This is a genomic window from Limnothrix sp. HT2024, from assembly GCF_059138625.1.
Genome location: NZ_CM181121.1, coordinates 911,288 through 930,301 on the forward strand (window position 1 = coordinate 911,288; position 19,014 = coordinate 930,301).

Annotated in this window: 14 protein-coding genes; 5 read left to right on the top strand and 9 right to left on the bottom strand. The window is 54.6% G+C overall.

Annotated elements, in window-relative coordinates; translation table 11 throughout:
- Positions 1 to 84 precede the first annotated feature (84 nt).
- Both AC2IAX_RS03780 and AC2IAX_RS03785 read left to right on the top strand, forming a co-directional pair.
- Entirely contained in the window at positions 85 to 840 is a 756-nt protein-coding gene (locus AC2IAX_RS03780) for a Uma2 family endonuclease (RefSeq protein ID WP_494389397.1), read from the top strand.
- A gap of 276 nt (positions 841 to 1,116) precedes the next feature.
- Positions 1,117 to 1,566, top strand: a complete 450-nt coding sequence (locus AC2IAX_RS03785) for a cupin domain-containing protein (RefSeq protein ID WP_494389398.1) — start codon at positions 1,117 to 1,119, stop codon at positions 1,564 to 1,566.
- A 154-nt stretch (positions 1,567 to 1,720) separates the two neighbouring features.
- Here AC2IAX_RS03785 and gcvP read toward each other — a convergent pair whose 3' ends face one another.
- Positions 1,721 to 4,621 (bottom strand): aminomethyl-transferring glycine dehydrogenase, encoded by a 2,901-nt coding sequence (gene gcvP, locus AC2IAX_RS03790; RefSeq protein WP_494390267.1) that lies wholly within the window; start codon positions 4,619 to 4,621, stop codon positions 1,721 to 1,723.
- A gap of 513 nt (positions 4,622 to 5,134) precedes the next feature.
- Here gcvP and AC2IAX_RS03795 point away from each other — a divergent pair.
- On the top strand, positions 5,135 to 7,429 hold the full coding sequence (locus AC2IAX_RS03795) for an ATP-binding protein (RefSeq protein ID WP_494389399.1): 2,295 nt from the start codon (positions 5,135 to 5,137) through the stop codon (positions 7,427 to 7,429).
- A 138-nt stretch (positions 7,430 to 7,567) separates the two neighbouring features.
- Here AC2IAX_RS03795 and AC2IAX_RS03800 read toward each other — a convergent pair whose 3' ends face one another.
- The 7 genes from AC2IAX_RS03800 to AC2IAX_RS03830 form a co-directional block, all read right to left on the bottom strand.
- Positions 7,568 to 9,100, bottom strand: a complete 1,533-nt coding sequence (locus tag AC2IAX_RS03800) for a bifunctional pantoate--beta-alanine ligase/(d)CMP kinase (RefSeq protein WP_494389400.1) — start codon at positions 9,098 to 9,100, stop codon at positions 7,568 to 7,570.
- A 136-nt stretch (positions 9,101 to 9,236) separates the two neighbouring features.
- On the bottom strand, positions 9,237 to 10,769 hold the full coding sequence (locus tag AC2IAX_RS03805; protein WP_494389401.1) for a hypothetical protein: 1,533 nt from the start codon (positions 10,767 to 10,769) through the stop codon (positions 9,237 to 9,239).
- A 95-nt stretch (positions 10,770 to 10,864) separates the two neighbouring features.
- The gene (locus tag AC2IAX_RS03810) at positions 10,865 to 11,089 is read right to left on the bottom strand and encodes a hypothetical protein (protein ID WP_494389402.1); all 225 of its coding nucleotides are present in this window, start codon (positions 11,087 to 11,089) and stop codon (positions 10,865 to 10,867) included.
- 141 nt (positions 11,090 to 11,230) lie between these two features.
- Positions 11,231 to 12,130: an alpha/beta fold hydrolase gene (locus AC2IAX_RS03815; RefSeq protein ID WP_494389403.1), complete on the bottom strand. Its 900-nt coding sequence runs from the start codon at positions 12,128 to 12,130 to the stop codon at positions 11,231 to 11,233.
- Positions 12,131 to 12,402: 272 nt separating this feature from the next.
- Positions 12,403 to 13,044: a class I SAM-dependent methyltransferase gene (locus AC2IAX_RS03820; protein WP_494389404.1), complete on the bottom strand. Its 642-nt coding sequence runs from the start codon at positions 13,042 to 13,044 to the stop codon at positions 12,403 to 12,405.
- Positions 13,045 to 13,180: 136 nt separating this feature from the next.
- Positions 13,181 to 14,956, bottom strand: a complete 1,776-nt coding sequence (locus AC2IAX_RS03825) for a sensor histidine kinase (protein WP_494389405.1) — start codon at positions 14,954 to 14,956, stop codon at positions 13,181 to 13,183.
- A 379-nt stretch (positions 14,957 to 15,335) separates the two neighbouring features.
- On the bottom strand, positions 15,336 to 17,204 hold the full coding sequence (locus AC2IAX_RS03830; RefSeq protein WP_494389406.1) for a potassium channel family protein: 1,869 nt from the start codon (positions 17,202 to 17,204) through the stop codon (positions 15,336 to 15,338).
- On the opposite strand from AC2IAX_RS03830, the gene AC2IAX_RS03835 reads away from it, so the two are divergent.
- Positions 17,203 to 17,409 (top strand): hypothetical protein, encoded by a 207-nt coding sequence (locus AC2IAX_RS03835; RefSeq protein WP_494389407.1) that lies wholly within the window; start codon positions 17,203 to 17,205, stop codon positions 17,407 to 17,409. The genes AC2IAX_RS03830 and AC2IAX_RS03835 overlap by 2 nt on opposite strands.
- Positions 17,410 to 17,430: 21 nt before the next feature.
- Here the strand turns inward: AC2IAX_RS03835 and rsmD are convergent, their stop codons facing one another.
- On the bottom strand, positions 17,431 to 18,012 hold the full coding sequence (gene rsmD / locus AC2IAX_RS03840) for a 16S rRNA (guanine(966)-N(2))-methyltransferase RsmD (RefSeq protein ID WP_494389408.1): 582 nt from the start codon (positions 18,010 to 18,012) through the stop codon (positions 17,431 to 17,433).
- A 261-nt stretch (positions 18,013 to 18,273) separates the two neighbouring features.
- On the opposite strand from rsmD, the gene AC2IAX_RS03845 reads away from it, so the two are divergent.
- Positions 18,274 to 18,423, top strand: a complete 150-nt coding sequence (locus AC2IAX_RS03845; protein WP_494389409.1) for an isochorismate synthase — start codon at positions 18,274 to 18,276, stop codon at positions 18,421 to 18,423.
- Positions 18,424 to 19,014: the final 591 nt, after the last annotated feature.

The following is a 19,014-nucleotide window of genomic DNA, read 5'->3' on the forward strand; positions in this document are numbered from 1 at the left end:
TTGCAAAGAGAATCTATATAACAGCTACGATCGCGTTTTCGGCCAGCAAAGTGAGAGCAGATCAGAGATCCTAGGAGGCGATCGATGACCCTAGCACTGGATAGACCCACCACACCACCACTGGCATCTCGCTGGCAGCGCCATGATGCCACCTGGGCAGATTATCTAGCGGTTCGCGATTCCAATTCAAATTGGCAAAAAATTGCATTTCATCACGATTGGTTGTGGGTCAATATGGGATTTGAAGGGCCGAATCATGCGGCGTTTAGCGATTTGATCACGATGATTTTTGGATTTTGGGCATTTCTCCATCCAGAAGTCACCCTGCAATCCTACGGTCGCTGCTTACTAGAAGCACCGGAAACCCACGCCTGTTCGCCCGATTTGGTGCTCTATCGAGGGGATAATATTCCCCAATGGCAACCGGGCCAGCCGCGTCGAATTAATCTACAACGCGATCGCCGGCCCGACCTAGTGGGTGAAATTGCTGACACCACCCTCAGCCTAGATTTGGATGAACAAAAACAGCTTTATGCAAGTTTAGGGATTCCTGAATATTGGGTGGTTGATGTTAAGGGATTGCGGATTTTTGCCTTTGGCTTGGATGAGTCGGGTCACTATCAATTGTTGGAACAATCGCAGGTGTTGGCGGGTTTACCGATCACCCTCCTAGAACAAACCCTGGAACGACTAGCCACAGAAACCAACACGGCCGCGGCGGCTTGGTTCATGCAACAACTGCAAACGCCCCCTAGCGACCCAGATGTTAACCAGACGACAACCGAGAATACTGAACCGCAATCCCCTAATCAAAATCCGCCCGATCAAAGCCCAACTTAACCGCCAACCGTTATTACATGGAATTTTGATCGTGCCTGCTTAGCGCTTGAACTGCTTGATCGATTCGGGGAACCGGTGAAGCCTAAGGAATAGTTTTTTGTGCCGCTGGAGGTGATTGAAACAGCGATCCAGAAAATTCAGGAGGGGGCGATCGAGCAATTTCAATACGATCCTAAAACAGCTAGTTTGATTCTCAGCGACTCAGTACCCTAAAGAGCCAAAGCCATGAACCCTGAAAAGTTACCTGCGCTGATCAAAGCATCTGAGATTGATGCGATGGATGCAGTCCAATTTCAACACCCGCTCAATCCCAATTCAGAAATTGATTTACGGTTTTTGGGTCGTGCGGTTGGTCTCAAACAAATTGGGGTGACGATCGCCCGAGTACCACCCGGTAAAGAGTCATTTATTTACCATGCTCACCAAACCGAAGAAGAGTGGGTTTATATTTTGTCGGGCCGGGGCATTGCGGAAATTGGGGAAGCGGAATATGAAGTGGGGCCGGGGGATTTCATGGGCTTTGGGATTCCACAACAGCCGCACCACTTGCGTAACCCGTTTGATGAAGAGTTGGTTTATCTGATGGGTGGCGAAAACAAACCCTTGGATATGGCTACTTTTCCGAGGGTGGGCAAGCGGGTAATTGGCGATCAAACCTCGGCCTATCTCGTGGATGAATCAGCCTTGGAGTTGTTTTGGAGTAGCGATCGCCCTGAGGATGATTAACGGGAATTTTTAAACTACTGAAAACTCTGATCTGTCACTGCCAAACTGTTGGCAAACAAGGGGCTTAAGCCCCTTGTTACGACGATTGTGGCCAGGAAAACCAGCCGCTTTAGTCTTCACCGACAATGACGGCGATCAACCCTAGAGTGTTGTTTTAGCTGGGTTCGGCGTAGGCCTCCATCGGCAGGCAGGAGCAAACCAGGTTGCGATCGCCCCAGGCGTTGTCGATCCGGGAAACCGGCGGCCAGTATTTCACCTCGCGTGTCCAGGGGGCGGGGTAGGCTCCCTGCTCGCGGCTGTAGGGGCGCTCCCAGTCGGCCTTCAGCAACACGTCGGCGGCGTGGGGCGCGTGTTTCAGGGGGTTGTTGTCCCGGGGCATGGAGCCGGATTCGATCGCCCGAATCTCGTCCCGAATCGCGATCAGGGCATCACAGAAGCGATCGATCTCGGCTTTTGATTCGCTTTCGGTGGGTTCGACCATGATCGTGCCCAACACGGGCCAGGAAACCGTGGGCGCGTGGAACCCATAATCCATCAGCCGTTTGGCGATGTCGTCCACTTCGATCGCCGCCGACTGTTTCACGCCGCGCAGATCGAGGATGCACTCGTGGGCCACGAAGCCGGCCTCGCCGCGATAGAGCACGGGGAAGTGGCGATCGAGCCGGTGGGCGATGTAGTTGGCGTTTAGGATCGCCAGTTCCGTAGCCCGTTTCAGGCCGTCCGCGCCCATCATCCGAATGTACATCCAGGAAATGGGCAGAATGCTGGCGCTGCCGAAGGGGGCCGCCGAAACCAAGCCGATCGAGCCGTCCCCCGTGGGGGCCTGGGCGATCGCCTGCCAATCGGTGGGGGGCAAGAAGGGAGCCAGGTGCGCCGCCACCCCGATCGGCCCCATGCCGGGGCCGCCGCCACCGTGGGGAATGCAGAAGGTTTTGTGCAAATTCAGGTGGCACACATCGGCCCCGAAATCGCCGGGCCGACAGAGGCCCACCTGGGCGTTCAGGTTCGCGCCGTCCATATAGACCAGGCCGCCCCGATCGTGGACGATCGCGCAGATTTCCCGAATCGCCGTCTCAAACACGCCGTGGGTGGAGGGGTAGGTAATCATCAACGCGCCCAGGCGATCGGCGTGCTGGTCGGCCTTGGCCCGCAGGTCGTCGAGGTCGATGTTGCCGTTGGCATCGCAGGCCACGGGAACCACTTGCAGCCCCACCATCACGGCGCTGGCAGGATTTGTGCCGTGGGCCGATTGGGGAATCAGGCAAACGGTGCGATCGCCCTGGCCCCGGGCCGCGTGGTAGTGGCGAATGGTCAGCAGTCCGGCATATTCGCCCTGGGAACCGGCGTTCGGTTGCAGGGACAAGGCCGCAAAGCCGGTGATTTCCGCCAAATCCCGCTCCAGCTCCTCAAACAAAATTTGGTAGCCGGCCGCCTGCGATCGGGGCGCGTGGGGGTGCAGGTTGCCAAACTCCGGCCAGGTGACGGGAATCATTTCCGCCGTGGCGTTCAGCTTCATGGTGCAAGATCCGAGCGGAATCATCGATTGATTCAGGGCCAGGTCTTTGGCTTCCAACCGGTGCAAATACCGCAGCAGCTCCGTTTCGCTGTGGTAGCGGTTAAAGACCGGGTGGGTCAGGTAGTCGCTGGTGCGCGATCGGGTCAGGGCGGGCGGTTCCACGGGGGCGATCGCCTGGCCACCAAAGATCTTGATCAGTTGGTCGAGATCCTGATCCGTGGTCGTTTCGTCCAGGCTGAGGGCGATCGACCCGTCGGGCAGGTAACGCAAATTCACCTGGCGCACTTCGGCGGCAATTTGCACCTCCGCAGCCGATCGATGGGGCGATCGATCCGTGGGTTTCAGGGCGATCGTGTCGAATAGTTGGGCGGTTTCCGCTACCTCGTAACCCAGAGCTTGCAAGGCATGGGCCAGGCTGACGGTTTGGTGGCGCACCCGCTGGGCGATCACCTGCAAACCCGCCGGCCCGTGGTAGGTGGCATACATGGCCGCCATCACCGCCAACAGCACCTGGGCCGTGCAGATGTTGCTGGTGGCCTTGTCCCGGCGGATATGTTGCTCACGGGTTTGCAGCGACAGGCGTAGGGCCGGCTTGCCCTGGGCATCCTTGGAAACGCCGACGATCCGGCCGGGTAGTTGCCGCTTAAACTGATCGCGCGTGGCAAAAAAGGCCGCGTGGGGCCCGCCATAGCCGAGGGGCACGCCGAACCGCTGGGAACTGCCGATCGCAATGTCCGCGCCCCAATCGCCCGGCGGCTCCAGCAGGGTCAGGGCCAACAGATCCGTGGCCACCGTCACCAGCGCATCGGCGGCGTGGGCCTGCTCCACCAGTTGGCGATAATCCTCGATCGCCCCCAAACTGGTCGGGTATTGGACGATCGCCCCAAAGATGCCGTGCGCCGTCCAATCCGCCGCCGTCAGTGATCGCCAGTCCGCCACGATCACGTCAATGCCCAGCGGTTGGGCCCGGGTTTGCAACAGGGCGATCGTTTGGGGATGGCAACCCTGATCCGCAAAAAAGGCCCGCGCCGTCTTCGATTGGGTCGCGCCATAACTCAGGGCCATGGCTTCCGCCGCCGCCGTGGCCTCATCCAGCAAGGACGCATTGGCGATTTCCAGCCCGGTCAAATCACAAACCATGGTTTGGAAATTCAGCAGCGCCTCCAGCCGACCCTGGGCAATTTCCGCCTGATAGGGCGTGTAGGCCGTGTACCAGCCGGGATTTTCCAACACATTCCGCTGAATCACGCCGGGCACGATGCAGCCGTAGTAGCCCGTGCCAATGAACGATCGCCAAATTTGGTTTTGGCTGGCAATCTCCCGCAACCGCGCCAGGGCCGCCGTTTCCGTCATGGCCGGGGGCAACTCGAGCGATCGCCCCAAGCGAATATCCGCCGGGATTGTTTTATCGATCAGTTGGTCGATCGATTCCAGCCCCATGGCCTCCAGCATGGCCGACGCTTCGATCGGGTCGGGCCCAATGTGCCGCGCCGCAAACTGATGGGGATCCGCGATCGGGACTGTTGCCCCAGGGGCGATCGATTGCGAAACAAATCCGCTAGCCACGTTTTTAACCTCCTACCGCAAGAGCCAGGCGCAAACCCAATCACCCAATATGCCAAACCATCCATCAAACACTGGATGGCTACCGGCGGCAATATTCGCCGGCCGTTTCCATTTTGATGCCTTTTGCTCCCAGTTCCAGGACAGCCGGATCCGATCCTGAAGGATTGTTCGACATCCTGGGAATAACTGGCGAAAAGATGACTCTGAGCGAGTGACAAAGCCTGGGAATTTAAAAACCCCTTAAATCTAAACAAAATTAGTCAATTCCACAAAATTTAAACTTAAAAACTTCCAAAGAACTTTCAAATTAGCCCAAATTTCTTGGGTCACAATCGAAGTCAGATGGTATCCTGGCATACCAATTGTTGTGTGCAGCATCGTTTGCTGAACATTCATTGGGACGTTCTGCCGTGGCCTCGCGACTCGATCGAGCCTTCCCTAGTTTTTTCCAATTGACGGTTTATAACTATTCGTTTAGGAAAGTGGATGGCGACTATGAAGATGGTTCAACATCAACGGCGATCGAGTGGCGCGGCCAAAGAGACAGGAATCCGCAAAGGTGCTTGGATTCGTCTCAAGTTTTTGCTAATTATTCCGTTTTGCCTGGAAGTGGGCTTGGCTGTTGGTCTGAGTGCCTATTGGTCGATCCAAAATAGCCGCCAGGCCGTTGGCCGGATGGTGGATCATCTGGAAAACCACACGGTTGAAACGGTCGAATCCAAGTTGTTGCAGGAGTTGCGGCAACCGCATCAAATCAATGGCATCAATGCCCAGCTTCTGGCTCGGGATGTGATTTCCTCCGAAGACTTGGGGGCTATCCAACAGCAACTCTGGCAAAGTATGCGAATTTATCCCGGCATGACTTACATTAACTTTGCCAATCCTCAGGGATTATTTGTCGGGATTGAACGGCTGAGTAATGGCGATTTGGTCTCGGAGGTGATTGATCCCAAACAGCATTTGGGGAAAGTGAAGCGATCGCTGTTGGATAATAATGGGAAGGTTAAAAAACAGCTTGATTTGTATGATTATGAACCGCGAACTGATGATTGGTATTTAGCAGGGGTGCGGGCACAAAGTCCCACTTGGAGTCCTATTTATACCTGGGAAACCGGTGAACCCACCAAGCGGCTGGCGGTGTCTGCCAGTTATCCCGTCTATAGCGAAAAGAATCGATCGCTCAAGGGGGTCATTGGCATTGATTTTCTCTTTGATGCCTTGCAACAACAACTCCAAGCCCTCCACGTTACCCCTAATGCCCGGGTCTATCTTTTGGAGCGGGATGGGAAGGTGATTGCCACCTCCACAGGCAATAGCTTCTCTCAGGATAGCGGTTCCATTCAGCGCCTATCGATGGATAACACCAGCGATCGGGTGTTGCAATCTTTAGGGAGCTTGGTGCGGGCCAAAGATGGGCAACTCCTGCAAGATGTGGAACTGGAAGCCCCCCTGCAAGATCAGCCTTATTTTGTGCGATCGGTCAGTTGGAATGGTTTAGAGGGCTTAGATTGGCAAATTCTGTTGGCCATTCCCCGATCGGACTTGACCCGAGAAGTGGATCGCAGCACTGAACAAACCATTTGGATTTGTGCCTTGGCCGTGGCGGGATCGGTGGTGCTGGGAGTGGTCACCACCCGGACTATTAGCCGTCCCGTGCAACAGTTGGCCGAAGCGGCGGAACGGTTTGCGATCGATCAAAAACAAACCCTTCCGCCCCGATCGCCAATTGTGGAACTCAGTGCGCTCTCCCATTCCTTTGATTCCATGGGTCGGCAACTAAAAACCTCCTTTGAAAAATTGGAACAGGCGAACGAGCACCTGGAACAAGCCAATTTGGCCTTGGAGCAGCGAGTGGAAGAGCGCACCCGTGAATTGTCAGCCGCCCTCACGGATTTGAAAGACACGGAAGCCCAGCTTATTCAGACTGAAAAGATGTCCAGCTTGGGCCAAATGTTGGCCGGGATTGCCCACGAAATCAATAATCCCACCTCATTTGTCTATGGCAATTTGGACTATGTTCAGGAATATATGAATGGGTTGCTAACGCTGCTGGAAATGTATCAAGCAACCTATCCCCATCCCCCTGAAGCAATTAGGGATTACCAAGATGATCTGAACCTGGATTTCCTGGTGGATGATTTGCCCAAGGTGGTGCGATCGATGCGCGAAGGCACGGAACGAATTCGCAATATTGTGCATGATTTGCGCAATTTTTCGCGGATGGATGGCCAGGAAATGCGTCGTGTGGATTTGCATGAAGCCCTCGCCAGTACCCTGATGATTTTGGGGCATCGATTAAAGGGCAACGGCTCCTCGCCCACAATTCATGTGGTGACCCAATACGACGATGCTTGGCCCGTGGATTGTTACCCGGGTTTGATGAGCCAGGTGTTTGTGAATTTGCTGGTGAATGCGGTGGATGCGCTGGAAGAGGCGGCGTTGCGGGGCCAATGTCCGCACCCGGAAATTGTGATTTCCACGGAGGCGCGATCGGGTGATGATTTGTTTGTGGTGCGGATTCGGGACAATGGCCCTGGGATTCCAGAAGCAGTGCAGCAACGGATGTTTGATCCCTTTTTCACCACCAAGCCGGTGGGCCGCGGCACGGGGCTGGGCCTGGCGATCGGCTATCAAATCGTGGTGGAAAAACATGGTGGCCAACTGATTTGCACCACGGATCCAGCCTGGGGCACAGAGTTTATGGTGGCGATTCCCGGTCAGCGTGCCGCCCCCGGTTCGATCGCCCCTGCTCCCCAGGCATTGGCCACCGTCGCCGCCTAGGATTAGGGCCTGTCATCGAATTTTGCACCCCAGGAATCGCGCCTACTCCGTCCCGGAGATGCAGGAATCGCGCCTACTCCGTCCCGGAGATGATCGCCAGCGACCCGGATCAAAATTCAGCCCCCAGGATGACAGCCCCTAAGGAACCCGCGCCACAATCGCTTGCACCACTTGCTCGATCGTCATGCCATCGGTGACCAACTCCCAAGCATCCATAGCCTTAACCATGGGTGCGACGGCGCGGTTGCTGTCCTGGTAATCGCGCTCGGTGATGGCGGCTTCCAGGCTATCCAAATCCGGCAGGTCAGATTGGCCCCGATCGCGCCAATCCTGTAACCGTCGCTTAGCCCGCTCTCGGGGGGTGGCGGTCAAAAAGATTTTCACCTCCGCTTCGGGAAAAACATGGGTGCCAATGTCGCGCCCTTCGGCCACCAGGCCGCCCCAACGCCCGATCGCCCGTTGTTGGGCCACCAGGGCCCGCCGCACCTCCGAATGGGCCGCCACCACGGACACTTGAGCGGTGACGGTCGGAGTTCGGATCAAGCTGGTCACCTCTTGGCCATTGATCCAAACGCGCTGTTCACCGCCGGGGGTGACCGGTTCGCCAAAGCGGATGGTGCAATCGGCGGATAGCTCAGCCATGGCCAGGCGATCGGCGGGATCCAGTCCCCGATCGAGGGCCAACCAAGCCACCGATCGATACATGGCTCCCGTATCCAAATACAGCAGCCCCAATTGCTGGGCCACCAACCGGGTTACGGTGGACTTGCCCGCACCCGCCGGCCCATCGATGGCCACAATCGGCCGGCGCGTTTGCAGAATCACGTTGTCAATCAGGCGCGCCGATCCCACCTGGGTCGCCACCGCCAACAGGCCCGCCTGCTCTAAGGTTTGCAGGGGCGCGAGGGAGTCGGGATCCACCAGCTCGGCATAGTCCAGGCTCAGGCCCGGCGCTTGGCTGAGGGCCGATCGCACCGGTTCCAACAGGGCCGCCACCGATCGCTCGCCGGCCTGGAATTGGGCGATCGCCCCTTGCAGGCTCTGGAAAATCGCCAAGGCCTGCTGTCGTTCCGTGGCGTTCAGATATTGGTTACGGGAACTGAGGGCCAAGCCATCGCGCTCTCGGACGATCGGGCAGGTAATCAGTTCCACCGGCAGGTTCAAATCCGCCACCAACTGCCGCAAAATCGCCACTTGCTGGGCATCTTTTTGGCCAAAAAAGGCCAAATCAGGCTGCACCAAATTCAACAGCTTGGTCACGATCGTGGTTACCCCTTGGAAGTGGCCCGGCCGCGATCGGCCACAGAGCACAGTGGCCAACCGATCCGGCGGGATCACTTGGGTCAGTTCCGCGCGATCGACTGCCACGCCCAATTCCACAGGCGTAGGAACAAAGACCAAATCCACCCCCGCCGCTTCGCAAAGGGCCAAATCTGCCGCCAAATTTCGGGGATAGCGCTCCAGATCTTCCTGGGGCCCAAATTGCAGCGGATTGACAAAGATGCTGACCACCACCCGGCCACATTGCGATCGGGCCCGGGTCATCAGGCTGCGATGGCCCTCATGCAGGGCCCCCATGGTGGGAACCAAGCCGATCGCGATGCCAGCAGCGCTCGATCGAAACAATTCCATTGCGCAGCGCAAGGCCGCCACAGTTTTCACCACTTGCATAACATCACCTGCCGCTTAACCGTTGTTCAGCTCTTTGCCCAACGACAGTTTAGTTAAGCATGTTCGTTAAGCGTGAGTTAAGAAATCTCGGTTGCCATCGGCTGGTCTGTGTTGGCTGGATTTGGGCTGAGCGAAATCAAAGCTTGGTCTTTCCTGCCTTGAGCCGCAACTGCTCCGTTTCCTGCAAGATTTGTAAGGAATCCGCCCGATCGCGCGATCGCTTGATGTAGCTCAACTTCAGCTCTTCCAACAAATCAAAAATTAGCTCTTGCAATTCCTGCTGAGTTTTGGGTTCTGCCAATCCCTGACGAAACGCAGCCGAAGCATCCTCGACTAATTTTTCAAGCAATTTTTCCGCCTCAGGATCAGGAACCGCAAAGGTTTTGTAGGCCTTTTGGGGCACATTAGTGGCAATGGCGGATAGATTTGCCGCAATCTGCCCCGCTAACTGATTTGAAAAATTGCTGAATCCTGGCAAAGCTCGCAGGGCTTGATAGGTTGGCGTGCGAGCCAAAACCGATTCCATTTGATAGGCCAAAAGTTTGGCTAAATCCTCTTGAATTTCGGGCAGAACACGATAGAGACTCAGTTGCAGAACGCGATCAAAAATCGCCTGAATCTCATTCACGTCATTCACTTCCACATAGGGATTATTCGCCACATCCAAAATTTGCTGGGACAAGCTGCCAGACTTCACTGAACTCTGGAGACCATAAATAAACTCCAGCACCACCACTTCCGTTAATTCCGAGGCAATGCCCGCCAAAATTCCTCGGCTGATCAGGGCCCGAATCGGTTCCAAGTTGGGAAATTGTGCCTTGTTGCTACGGATGACGACGGGAATAATTCGCAACCAACGGAAGAAGGGACTAATGAACAACAAATCCCACCAATGGCTGAAGGCAGCGGCTTGCCAACTGAGGGCCGAATAGCGGCGACGGATCCACAAAGTCCGCACCACAAATTCCACCGCAAACAAAATGACAAAGGGCGTATCTAAAATTCCAAAATAGTCGGCGGGTCGCCCGTCTTCCCCAATGCTGCGAAAATAGTTACTTTGCAGTTGAAACCGAATTTCTCGATCAAAAAATCGGAGTTCCCTGGTCCAAGTGCGCGAACGAAGATAGTCAACACTCCAAAAGGTGTCAAAGGCACGTTTGGAGGACTCCAAACCCAGTCGATCGCGCATTCGGTTTTTAATAATTTCCAGGCTACCGGTGCGATCGGACAGGGTGAACGGATTTTGGTTAATCATTTCCTGGCTGCGATCGCGCAGATCCGCCAGCAGGGGCGACACCTGAGGCGAATCAACGCCCCCTCGCTCCAGCACCGTCACCAGTTGATCAACCACTTTCAGGTAAGCCTGGGTTTGGCGTTCCGGCTCAATCCCCACGATCGGGTCATAGAACAGCCGCACTTCTCCCGGCGGCCCCACTACCTGGCCCAGCAAGGGAAGCTCCGTGCCCCAATCGCGCACCAGCAGGGCCGCGCGCAAGTACCACGATCGCAGCGGCACATAGGTCATGTGGAACGCCACCAACATCAAATTTAGCCAAGCGACGAGGATCAGCAGCCGCTCAGTCCACAGCACCAAATGCCAGCGCCTCACAAACTTGACAGCTTTGGCGCGACGGTTCGATCGGGAGGCGGAAGATGGATTGGCAGTCATGCGATCAGCGGCCAGCTCAGAGCTGTGTCTCGTAATTTGCGCGTCATTGGCAAGTCGTCGGCACTGCGCTCGCACAGCACCTCTCCATAACCTGCCTATGGGTGAGCGTTGCGGTTGATGAACCCGGGGCAACCCCGATCGCGGGGATAGCCTAGGGCTAATTCCAAAATGCGGGAACAGCCGATCGCCCTGGGGTCGGGTTGCCCATTGCATCGGGCCCGTCCATATTGCCATTGGGCCCGGCTTGGCGGTGAACTTGACTTGAATTTTGCAAGGTTTTGCAACGCGATCGGCCCGGCCGCCGCGTGGATTAGGCGCAACGGGCCCTTGTTATGCGGCTAATCAGCGGTCAGTCAACGGTCAACCGTCAAAGATTTAGCGTCAAAGGTTAAGCGTCAAAAATTTAGCGTCAAAGATTTAGCGCCAAAGGTTAAGCGAGCGTCAAAAATTTAGCGCCCCACTCAGGCCATCTGACTCAGCCAGTTGACGATCGCCGAGTTGACAACTTCGGGACGCTCATCGTGGGGGCAATGGCCCGTATTGGGAATCGACAAGAACGTTACCCGATCGCCCGCCGTTTCCGCCAAATCCTGATAGATTTTGGCTCCCTGAATCGGTGTCCAAGGATCCGTTTCCCCCCACAACACCAACAGCGGCCCGGCAATTTGGGGCAGCAGCGTTTCGGGTTTGGGGCCCGGCGGTGCGGCCAAAATTGAGGCAAAGGTTTCGTATGCGCCCTCATCCCCGGAAGGTTCATGCAGCAAATCCACCAGTTCCGGCGTAACGGCTTCTGGGTTGCCATAAACCTGCTTGAGCGTGCCGCGAATCCGGTGTTTTTGGCGAATTTGATTGAACATGAACCGCCCAATTCCTGGGGTATTCACCACTTGGGCAAACGTGCCCATCACCAACCGCAACACCGGGTTTAATTCCTCGGGGCGATGATTTAGCCCTCCGGCGCAGTTCAGCAGCACCGTTCCTCGGGTGCGCTCCGGCGCGGCCGCCGATAGCATCAGGGCTAACAGCGCCCCGATCGAGTTACCCACCCACAGGGCTGGCTCTTGGATGAATTCAGCCCAAAAATCCAAAACCAAATCTTGCCAAAGCTCCATGCTGTAATCGATCGGGGGCTTTTGGGATCCCCCAAACCCCAACAGGTCGATCGCATAGACCCGGTAGCCGGCCGCGGCCAGGGCGGGGATATTTTTGCGCCAATGGCCGATCGAAGCCCCAAACCCATGCAACAGCACGATCGGCTGGCCGCTGCCCTGGGCTAACCATTGCACTCGGTAGCCACGCCACAGCCAGGTTTGAAAGGCCTCCTGGGCCAGGGAGTCAGTCGGGGAAACCAGCGCAGTCATAGGGCTTCGGGTTTTCTAAAGTTCTTTGAATGGTTAAAGGGGGTCGGCAGCCGTGACCCAAACCGGCATTGCTCAGACAGGCTTCAGGCAAGCCCTCGATGCCCCAGCTACGGATCCAGCGGGCGATCGACGCGGCCATCTTGCCCCGTTGTCGCTTCCTGGGGTTGCGGACTGGATCGATTCGATTGTAAAGGACTGTAACTGATCGCGCTGGCTTTAAAACGCCAAAATCCAGGAAACATCCTGAAATTTGCCCATCGATCTCCAAAAACTTAGGCTGGTTTGAGGCCAATTAGCAGCGCCATTTCCAACCACTTCCAATAGCAATCAACCTGCTGAAAGCCAATGTCTCGAAACCATTGAAGCTGTGTTTCAACATCCAATAATTGATTGGATGGGTCATCTTCTCCTGGTCGATAGCCAATCGCTTTCAAGAATTGCTCATGAAGCTGGGGTGTTGGCGAAGCCACATGTTCCAAGTTGGCAAAAATGCCCCCCGGCTCCAGTTGTTGAAATACCTCTTGATAGAGCGATCGCTTGCGATCATGGCTGAGGTGATGAATCGCAAAGCTCGACACGATCGCATCAAATTTCCCCAACTCTGGCAAGGGGGTATCGAGATTGTGGGCCACCACGGTCACCTTGTCATCGGCCGCGAATCGATCGCGCACCGCCGCCAACATGGTTTCCGAAAAATCCAGCGCCACCCCCACCGCCGCCGGGCGATCAACCTTCAGCAACGCCAGCAGTCGTCCATTACCCGTACCCAAATCCAAAATGCTTTGTACCGTTTTCGGCACTTGTTCCAGCAGGGCCGCTTCCCCTTCAGTGCGACGCGGAATTCGATCGGCCCGCGCCAAATAGCTGAGGGCATGATCGGTGGATTGCCAACGGTTCACAGAAATTTCAGTCATCGGATTGATGCACCTTAGATGGGCCAAATTCACCAAACTCGGACACCAAATTCATACAATGAATCGGGATTCGATGATCAAACTTCTGAACGCTGGATTTTCCATGGCGCGATCGCGGGAAGCCCTGACCGGGTTGCTACGCCAAAGCTTTTTCCAAAGCTGGTTGCATATTTTCCTCGGGTTCTAATTTTTGTTGAATGGGCAACTCAATTTGAATGGTAGTTCCTTGACCCGGTGCTGAAATCACTCGAATTTGCCCTTCATGTTGCTGCACCACCTGATAGGCGATCGCCAAGCCCAAGCCCGTTCCCTGCCCGATCGGCTTGGTGGTGAAAAACGGGTCAAACAACTTACCCTGAATCGCTTCTTCAACGCCTGGGCCGTTATCGGTAATGCTCAGTTGTACCCATTCGGAATCAATGACCTGGGTGCTCAGGGTAATTTCAGGATGGAGGATTGATTCATCACTCAAAACATCGATCGCATTGTCCAACACATTCATAAAAACCTGATTGAGCTGTGCTGGATAGCATTCAACTTCCGGCAGGTCGCCATAGCGCTTGGTGATTTTAATATCATCTTCCAAACGGCAATGTTGTAGGCGATAGTTCAACATCAACAGGGTGTTTTCTAGTCCTTCATGCAAATCAACGGCTTTGAGATCAGCTTCATCCAACCGTGAAAAATTGCGCAACGAAACCACCAGTTCGCGAATCCGCTCCGCTCCCGATTTCATGGAAATCAGCATTTTAGGCAGATCTTCAATTACAAATTCTAATTCTTCAATTTTCTCTTCCATATCAATATCAGTTTCATCTTGGGGATATTTTTCCTGATAATATTTCACCAAATAAATCAGATCAGAGACATACTGATCGACATAGCCCAAGTTGCCGTAGATAAAGCTAATCGGATTATTGATTTCATGGGCTAATCCGCCCACCAATTCTCCTAAGCTAGACATCTTTTCTGTTTGTACCAATTGCAACTGGGCCGCTTGCAAATCTCGCGTGTAGTTTTCCACCCACTCAATCAACTGGTTCACAGATTGGGCTAAGGTTCCCACCTCATCAACGGTCGTGACATCGGCCCGCAGTCGGGTGTTGGCATCGTGGGTCACCTGTTGGGCAAGGCTGGCCAGATCTTCGATCGGTTGGGCGATCGTGCGGCTGGTGTAATTACCAAGTAACACCGATACCAACAACGCCAGGAAAATACTCCCGACCGCCATCATCAGCCGAAAATTTTCTGCCTCGCGCCGATCTTGAACCGCAGTCAATAGTTCTTGATTGGCATCAATATTTAAGGACTCCAAAACATTAGTAAAGGCGATGAAGTTATTAAATTCCTGGCTGCGGAGGAGTTTGCCAATTTCTGCATCAACCTTGTACTGATTCTTGATGCTACCGGCCAACGGTTGAATTGTCTTAATCGATCGCTGAACAAAGCTTGAAAACTCTGACACCACCGTTGCATATTGCTTAAAGGCGGTTCTATTTTGGATGAATAGGGGCCGATCATCGGTGGCCATTCCTTCTGTCAATTCGCTGACAGTTTCAATTCGTTTGATCAAAGCTTGACCGGCTTTGCGGAAAGATACTGAGTCATGGGTAAAGGGACTCAGGGATTTTGCGGGCAAGTTGGACAAAATATTAATTTGTAAATCCAACAATCGCCTTTGATCTTCGCGATATTCTGCTAATTTTTGGTCGGCGGCTGCTTGGTAGTGATTACCAATCAAAATCCCGATCGAGGCTCCGATGATTGGAATCCCTAAAGCAACCAGATAACCGCTGGCAATTTTGGAGCGAATCGCGGTTGGCTTGAAGCTAATCATGGCTGCTTTCCACTGCTGAAACTGAAATTGAAACTTTTTGGCCACGAAAAGAGGAGATAAGCTAGAGGAAGCCATGGACTTTTAGTAGAAGTTTGTGTGCTGACGAAAGCTGAATTGCACCTTGATATTCCTGAATTTCACAACTTTTAGGCTAGGAAAATTAAAAATTTAAGGCTTGGCCCCAGATCTGATTAAGCATCGAGTAGCTCGATCGACGTTGTTCAAGCCTGAGTACAAATACATATTTGTTTTTGTTATTAATTTTTTCTTAATTATCTGATGCTGTTGATCATACCGCAGTTATTGGGCCCCGGTGGCAGGTTGCTGATCAAATTAAGTCGAAAATGCTGTTCTATTGCCGTCAGTTGCGGCAATAGAAATCAAGGGATATTGGTGAAAACCATGCAGGATTTAGCGATCGAGCAGATTCTCTGCCAATGACGAAGGGGAAGTTTCAGCGATCGATCCGTCGAAATTGCTTGTCGTGATGTTGATTGAGGATGCGATCGCTTGCCAAACGCCACAATCGATCGAGGTAACAGGCGGGAATGGACAGATACAGAACATCATGGGCCCCCAAAATGGTTTGCAGCAGTTCCCAGCCGTGGATGGTGGCGTGGTCGGGGCGCTCCAGATATAGCGGCACAAAGTCAAGGTGAATGGCGGCAGTTTCCACATCCATGCCACAAAGGGGATGGAGGGGAGTGATGAGGGTTCCGAGGGCCACCCATAGCCGATCGCCCGTGACACCACTGCCCAAAATTCGCCCTCCCAAGGCGGCCGCCGCAAAGGCTGGCGCGGCTAGCTCCACGGGACTGAGCACCGTTTCAAATTCAAAAACCTGCTGCATCATCATGGCCGATTGGGGATCCTGATTACGCAACACAATCGCCAGTCGGGGGGCGATGGTACGGGCATTTAGCCCAATCTCCAGGTTAGCCAATTCATCTTGAGTTGTGGTTAGGAGCGCTTCAGCACGCTCAACCCCAACGGCAACTAAGGTTTCTGGCAAGGTGGCATCCCCAATCACCACGGGGATTTGCAGCGATCGGGCGGTGGCCAAGAATCGATTACGGGGATCTTGTTCAATCACCACCACTTCGCAACCTTGGGCCCGCAGTTCCCGGGCGGTTTTGAGGCCCAACCCCCCCAGCCCGGCCACAATGAAGTGGCCACGTTTGGGCAGCCGCACCACCTCCAAAACCTGCTGAAACCGAGTTCCCAAGATGTAATCGTTCAGCAGGGCGTAGCAAATCCCGACAATGCCAGCCCCCACCAACATCAACAGAGCGGTGTAAATTTTGAGGGCATCGGGGGCCCGATCGAGCATATCTTCCTTCCCGCCGGCCCCGGTAATTGTGCCCACGGCAAAATAGAACGCTTCAATCAGCGATAGATGGCTATTGGCGGCCATGTCATAGAGAATGGTGGACACCACAATCGCCACCAACAACACCACAAAGGCGATCGCCGCCGGGCGGCCTTGGTGACCCAGCCGCCCCAAACCATCCAAAAAACTCTGTAGCCGTTGGCGGCGTTTCAGTTGGGACGGACGGCGAGTGGGACGCGCGGCCACAATCAGCCGATCGCCCACTTGCAGTTCCCGATCCAGGCTGAGGGCTGCCACTAAATTGGGTCGATCCGCAAATCGCACGTCGCCTCGTGGCTCATCACCCTGGAGATCCCGGGGAAAATCGCGTGCGGCCTCGCGATGGGCCTCGCGATAGATCTCTCGGTGTGGGTCTTCTGGTTCGTAACGATTGCTCCCTCGATCGACTGGTGTCACTGGCAAATAGTCGATTAGCATCCGATCCCGATCGTCCCACAGTTCCGAAAGCCGTCGCCCCAACCAGGGATGGCCAAAATCGATCGCCTCTTCTCGCATCGGCCAAAGGCGATCGAACAGTCGCACTTGCCCGATCGCCCGACTGCCCAAGGCCGCAAACACAAAAGCCGGAGCCGCCAGGGCCGACACGCTCAAACTATTGTGATCCGCCAAGGTGGAATCCAGGCGATCGCCCAACTGAGCGTTATAGAGGCGATGCACCACCCGCAAATTCGGGTTTAACAACCGCGCCTGCATCAGGATCGCTAAATTCTGCGAGTCCCGATCGCCCACCAACACCAGAGTTTGGGCCGTGGCAACCCCCGCCGACAGCAACACCGCCGCCGAAGTGGGATCCCCCACCACCACCTGCGCACTGTTTGCTCCCGGCAAAGGGCGATCGCTAATGCCCGTGACCGCCGCCCCCTGCTGGTGCAACAAATTAAAAACCTTGTAACCCGTGCGCCCCAAGCCACAAATGATAATTCGCGGTTTCATGGCCCCCGGACAGACAGCGGCGATCGCGTTGCGCGCTGGGTTCCCGACCATCGAGTATGGTGCAGCCGTTGCCGCCGTTGCTGTGTGCCAGACTACCTGTTGCGGCCTGCGGGACTGGCTGGAAGGGGTTGAGTCATCGTTTCTGTACAAAACCTATCTATACAAGAAGATCTACATTAAGCGGATCCATACAGGCTCTGGATAAATATCATCAGCCAGGGCCACTTCAGGCAAGATCTAGGGTTTCCTCAGGTGCGGTTACCTCAGACCAACCATAAAAAGCCAGGGCACAGTTGCCATAGGTCTTGACCCGATCGCACCGAAGCTGGCCCACCTGAAGCGGCGGCTGCCACTGTCTAGGATTGAATTCAACGGCACATTCACCCGCCTCCGCCAACAATTGCGCCTCAGCAACAACCTGCAAAACCGGTTCATACAGGCCACCGGCATAGGGCGGATCGAAATAGATGCGATCGAACCGTTGGCCTCGCAATCGTGCCAAGACCCGTGGCGCATCTCCCCGCACAATTTCAAACCGTTGGGGCGATCGGGCAATGCGTTGCCAATTGTCTCGAATCACTCCGCAGGCTTGGGGCAACTGTTCCACCCCCACCACCAAAACCGCCCCCCGCGCTAGGGCCTCCGCGCCCATGGATCCGGATCCGGCGCAAATGTCCAGCCAACGACAACCCCCGATCGTTCCTTGCCAAATTTGAAACAACGCCTCCCGCACCCGCGAAACAGTCGGCCGGGTTGTTTGGCCGGGTAGCGTTTTCAGCGATCGGTTACCGTAAATCCGAATGGCCATAGAACAGGTTTAACGACAGCGAATCCCGAAGGAACATCTGAGCAGTCACTGGGAGGACTTGCAAAGCTGGCAAATTGCCAAGAATTGTTTGAAATTCTCAATTTCCAGGAAGTTCCTGCGCAAAATTAGCACACAAAACATTGAGAAATTCATCGAAATTCATCGATTTATCACGGAGCGATCCCAGCTCTCAGGAAACTTCCCTATGCTGAAGGTAAGCCATTTCATTCCCTCTTAATTGATGGAGCCGGAGGTTAGGTTATGCAATTCTGGACTTCGCTCTCATCCTCAATGCGATACGTCTTTGAAGGCTTTGGTGAAATCTTTGCACCCGACCATGACGACTATCCCGCAGTTGGCGTGCAGCCCTTTGAAGATGAACCCTATCTCGGCTCCAATTGGACTGAATAGCCCAGAGAGCTGATCCCCAAGGGTTAAGTTAAGTGTTTGATCACCTACCTAGCGCTCGTTGGTTTTTCTCCTCGCTGTGACTGAATGTTTAGGGGTAATTGGGACTCCTCTAGGAATGAGGTTATTGATGGGTTCAGTGGCGATTTCCCGCCATCAATTGGCTAATTCATGTGGCTAATTCATGGGCGATCGACTGCTGAACCCGGTTGATGAATATCAAGCAAAGCGATCGAGGAGCGCTCAGTTCCTCGATTTATTTTTGTCTCTTTTTATCTTTTTGTGCTTATTTGTGACTATCTGCGCCTGTTTACGACTATTTGTACTTGTCTTTAGCTGATTTTCGCCCATGCCCTTGAGTCTCTTGGCGGGCCCCCAGTCAACCATCGCCCTAACCCCCGCCGTCGTTGAGCACGAAACCCCAGATCTGTCGTTAGCAAGATCGTGAGGGACAAGGGGCTTAAGCCCCTTGCTGCGACGATTAGGGTATGGAAGATCAACCGTTTCAGCATCACCTCGAAAAATATGGAAGATCAACCGTTTCAGCATCACCTCGAAAAATATGGAAGATCAACCGTTTCAGCATCACCTCGA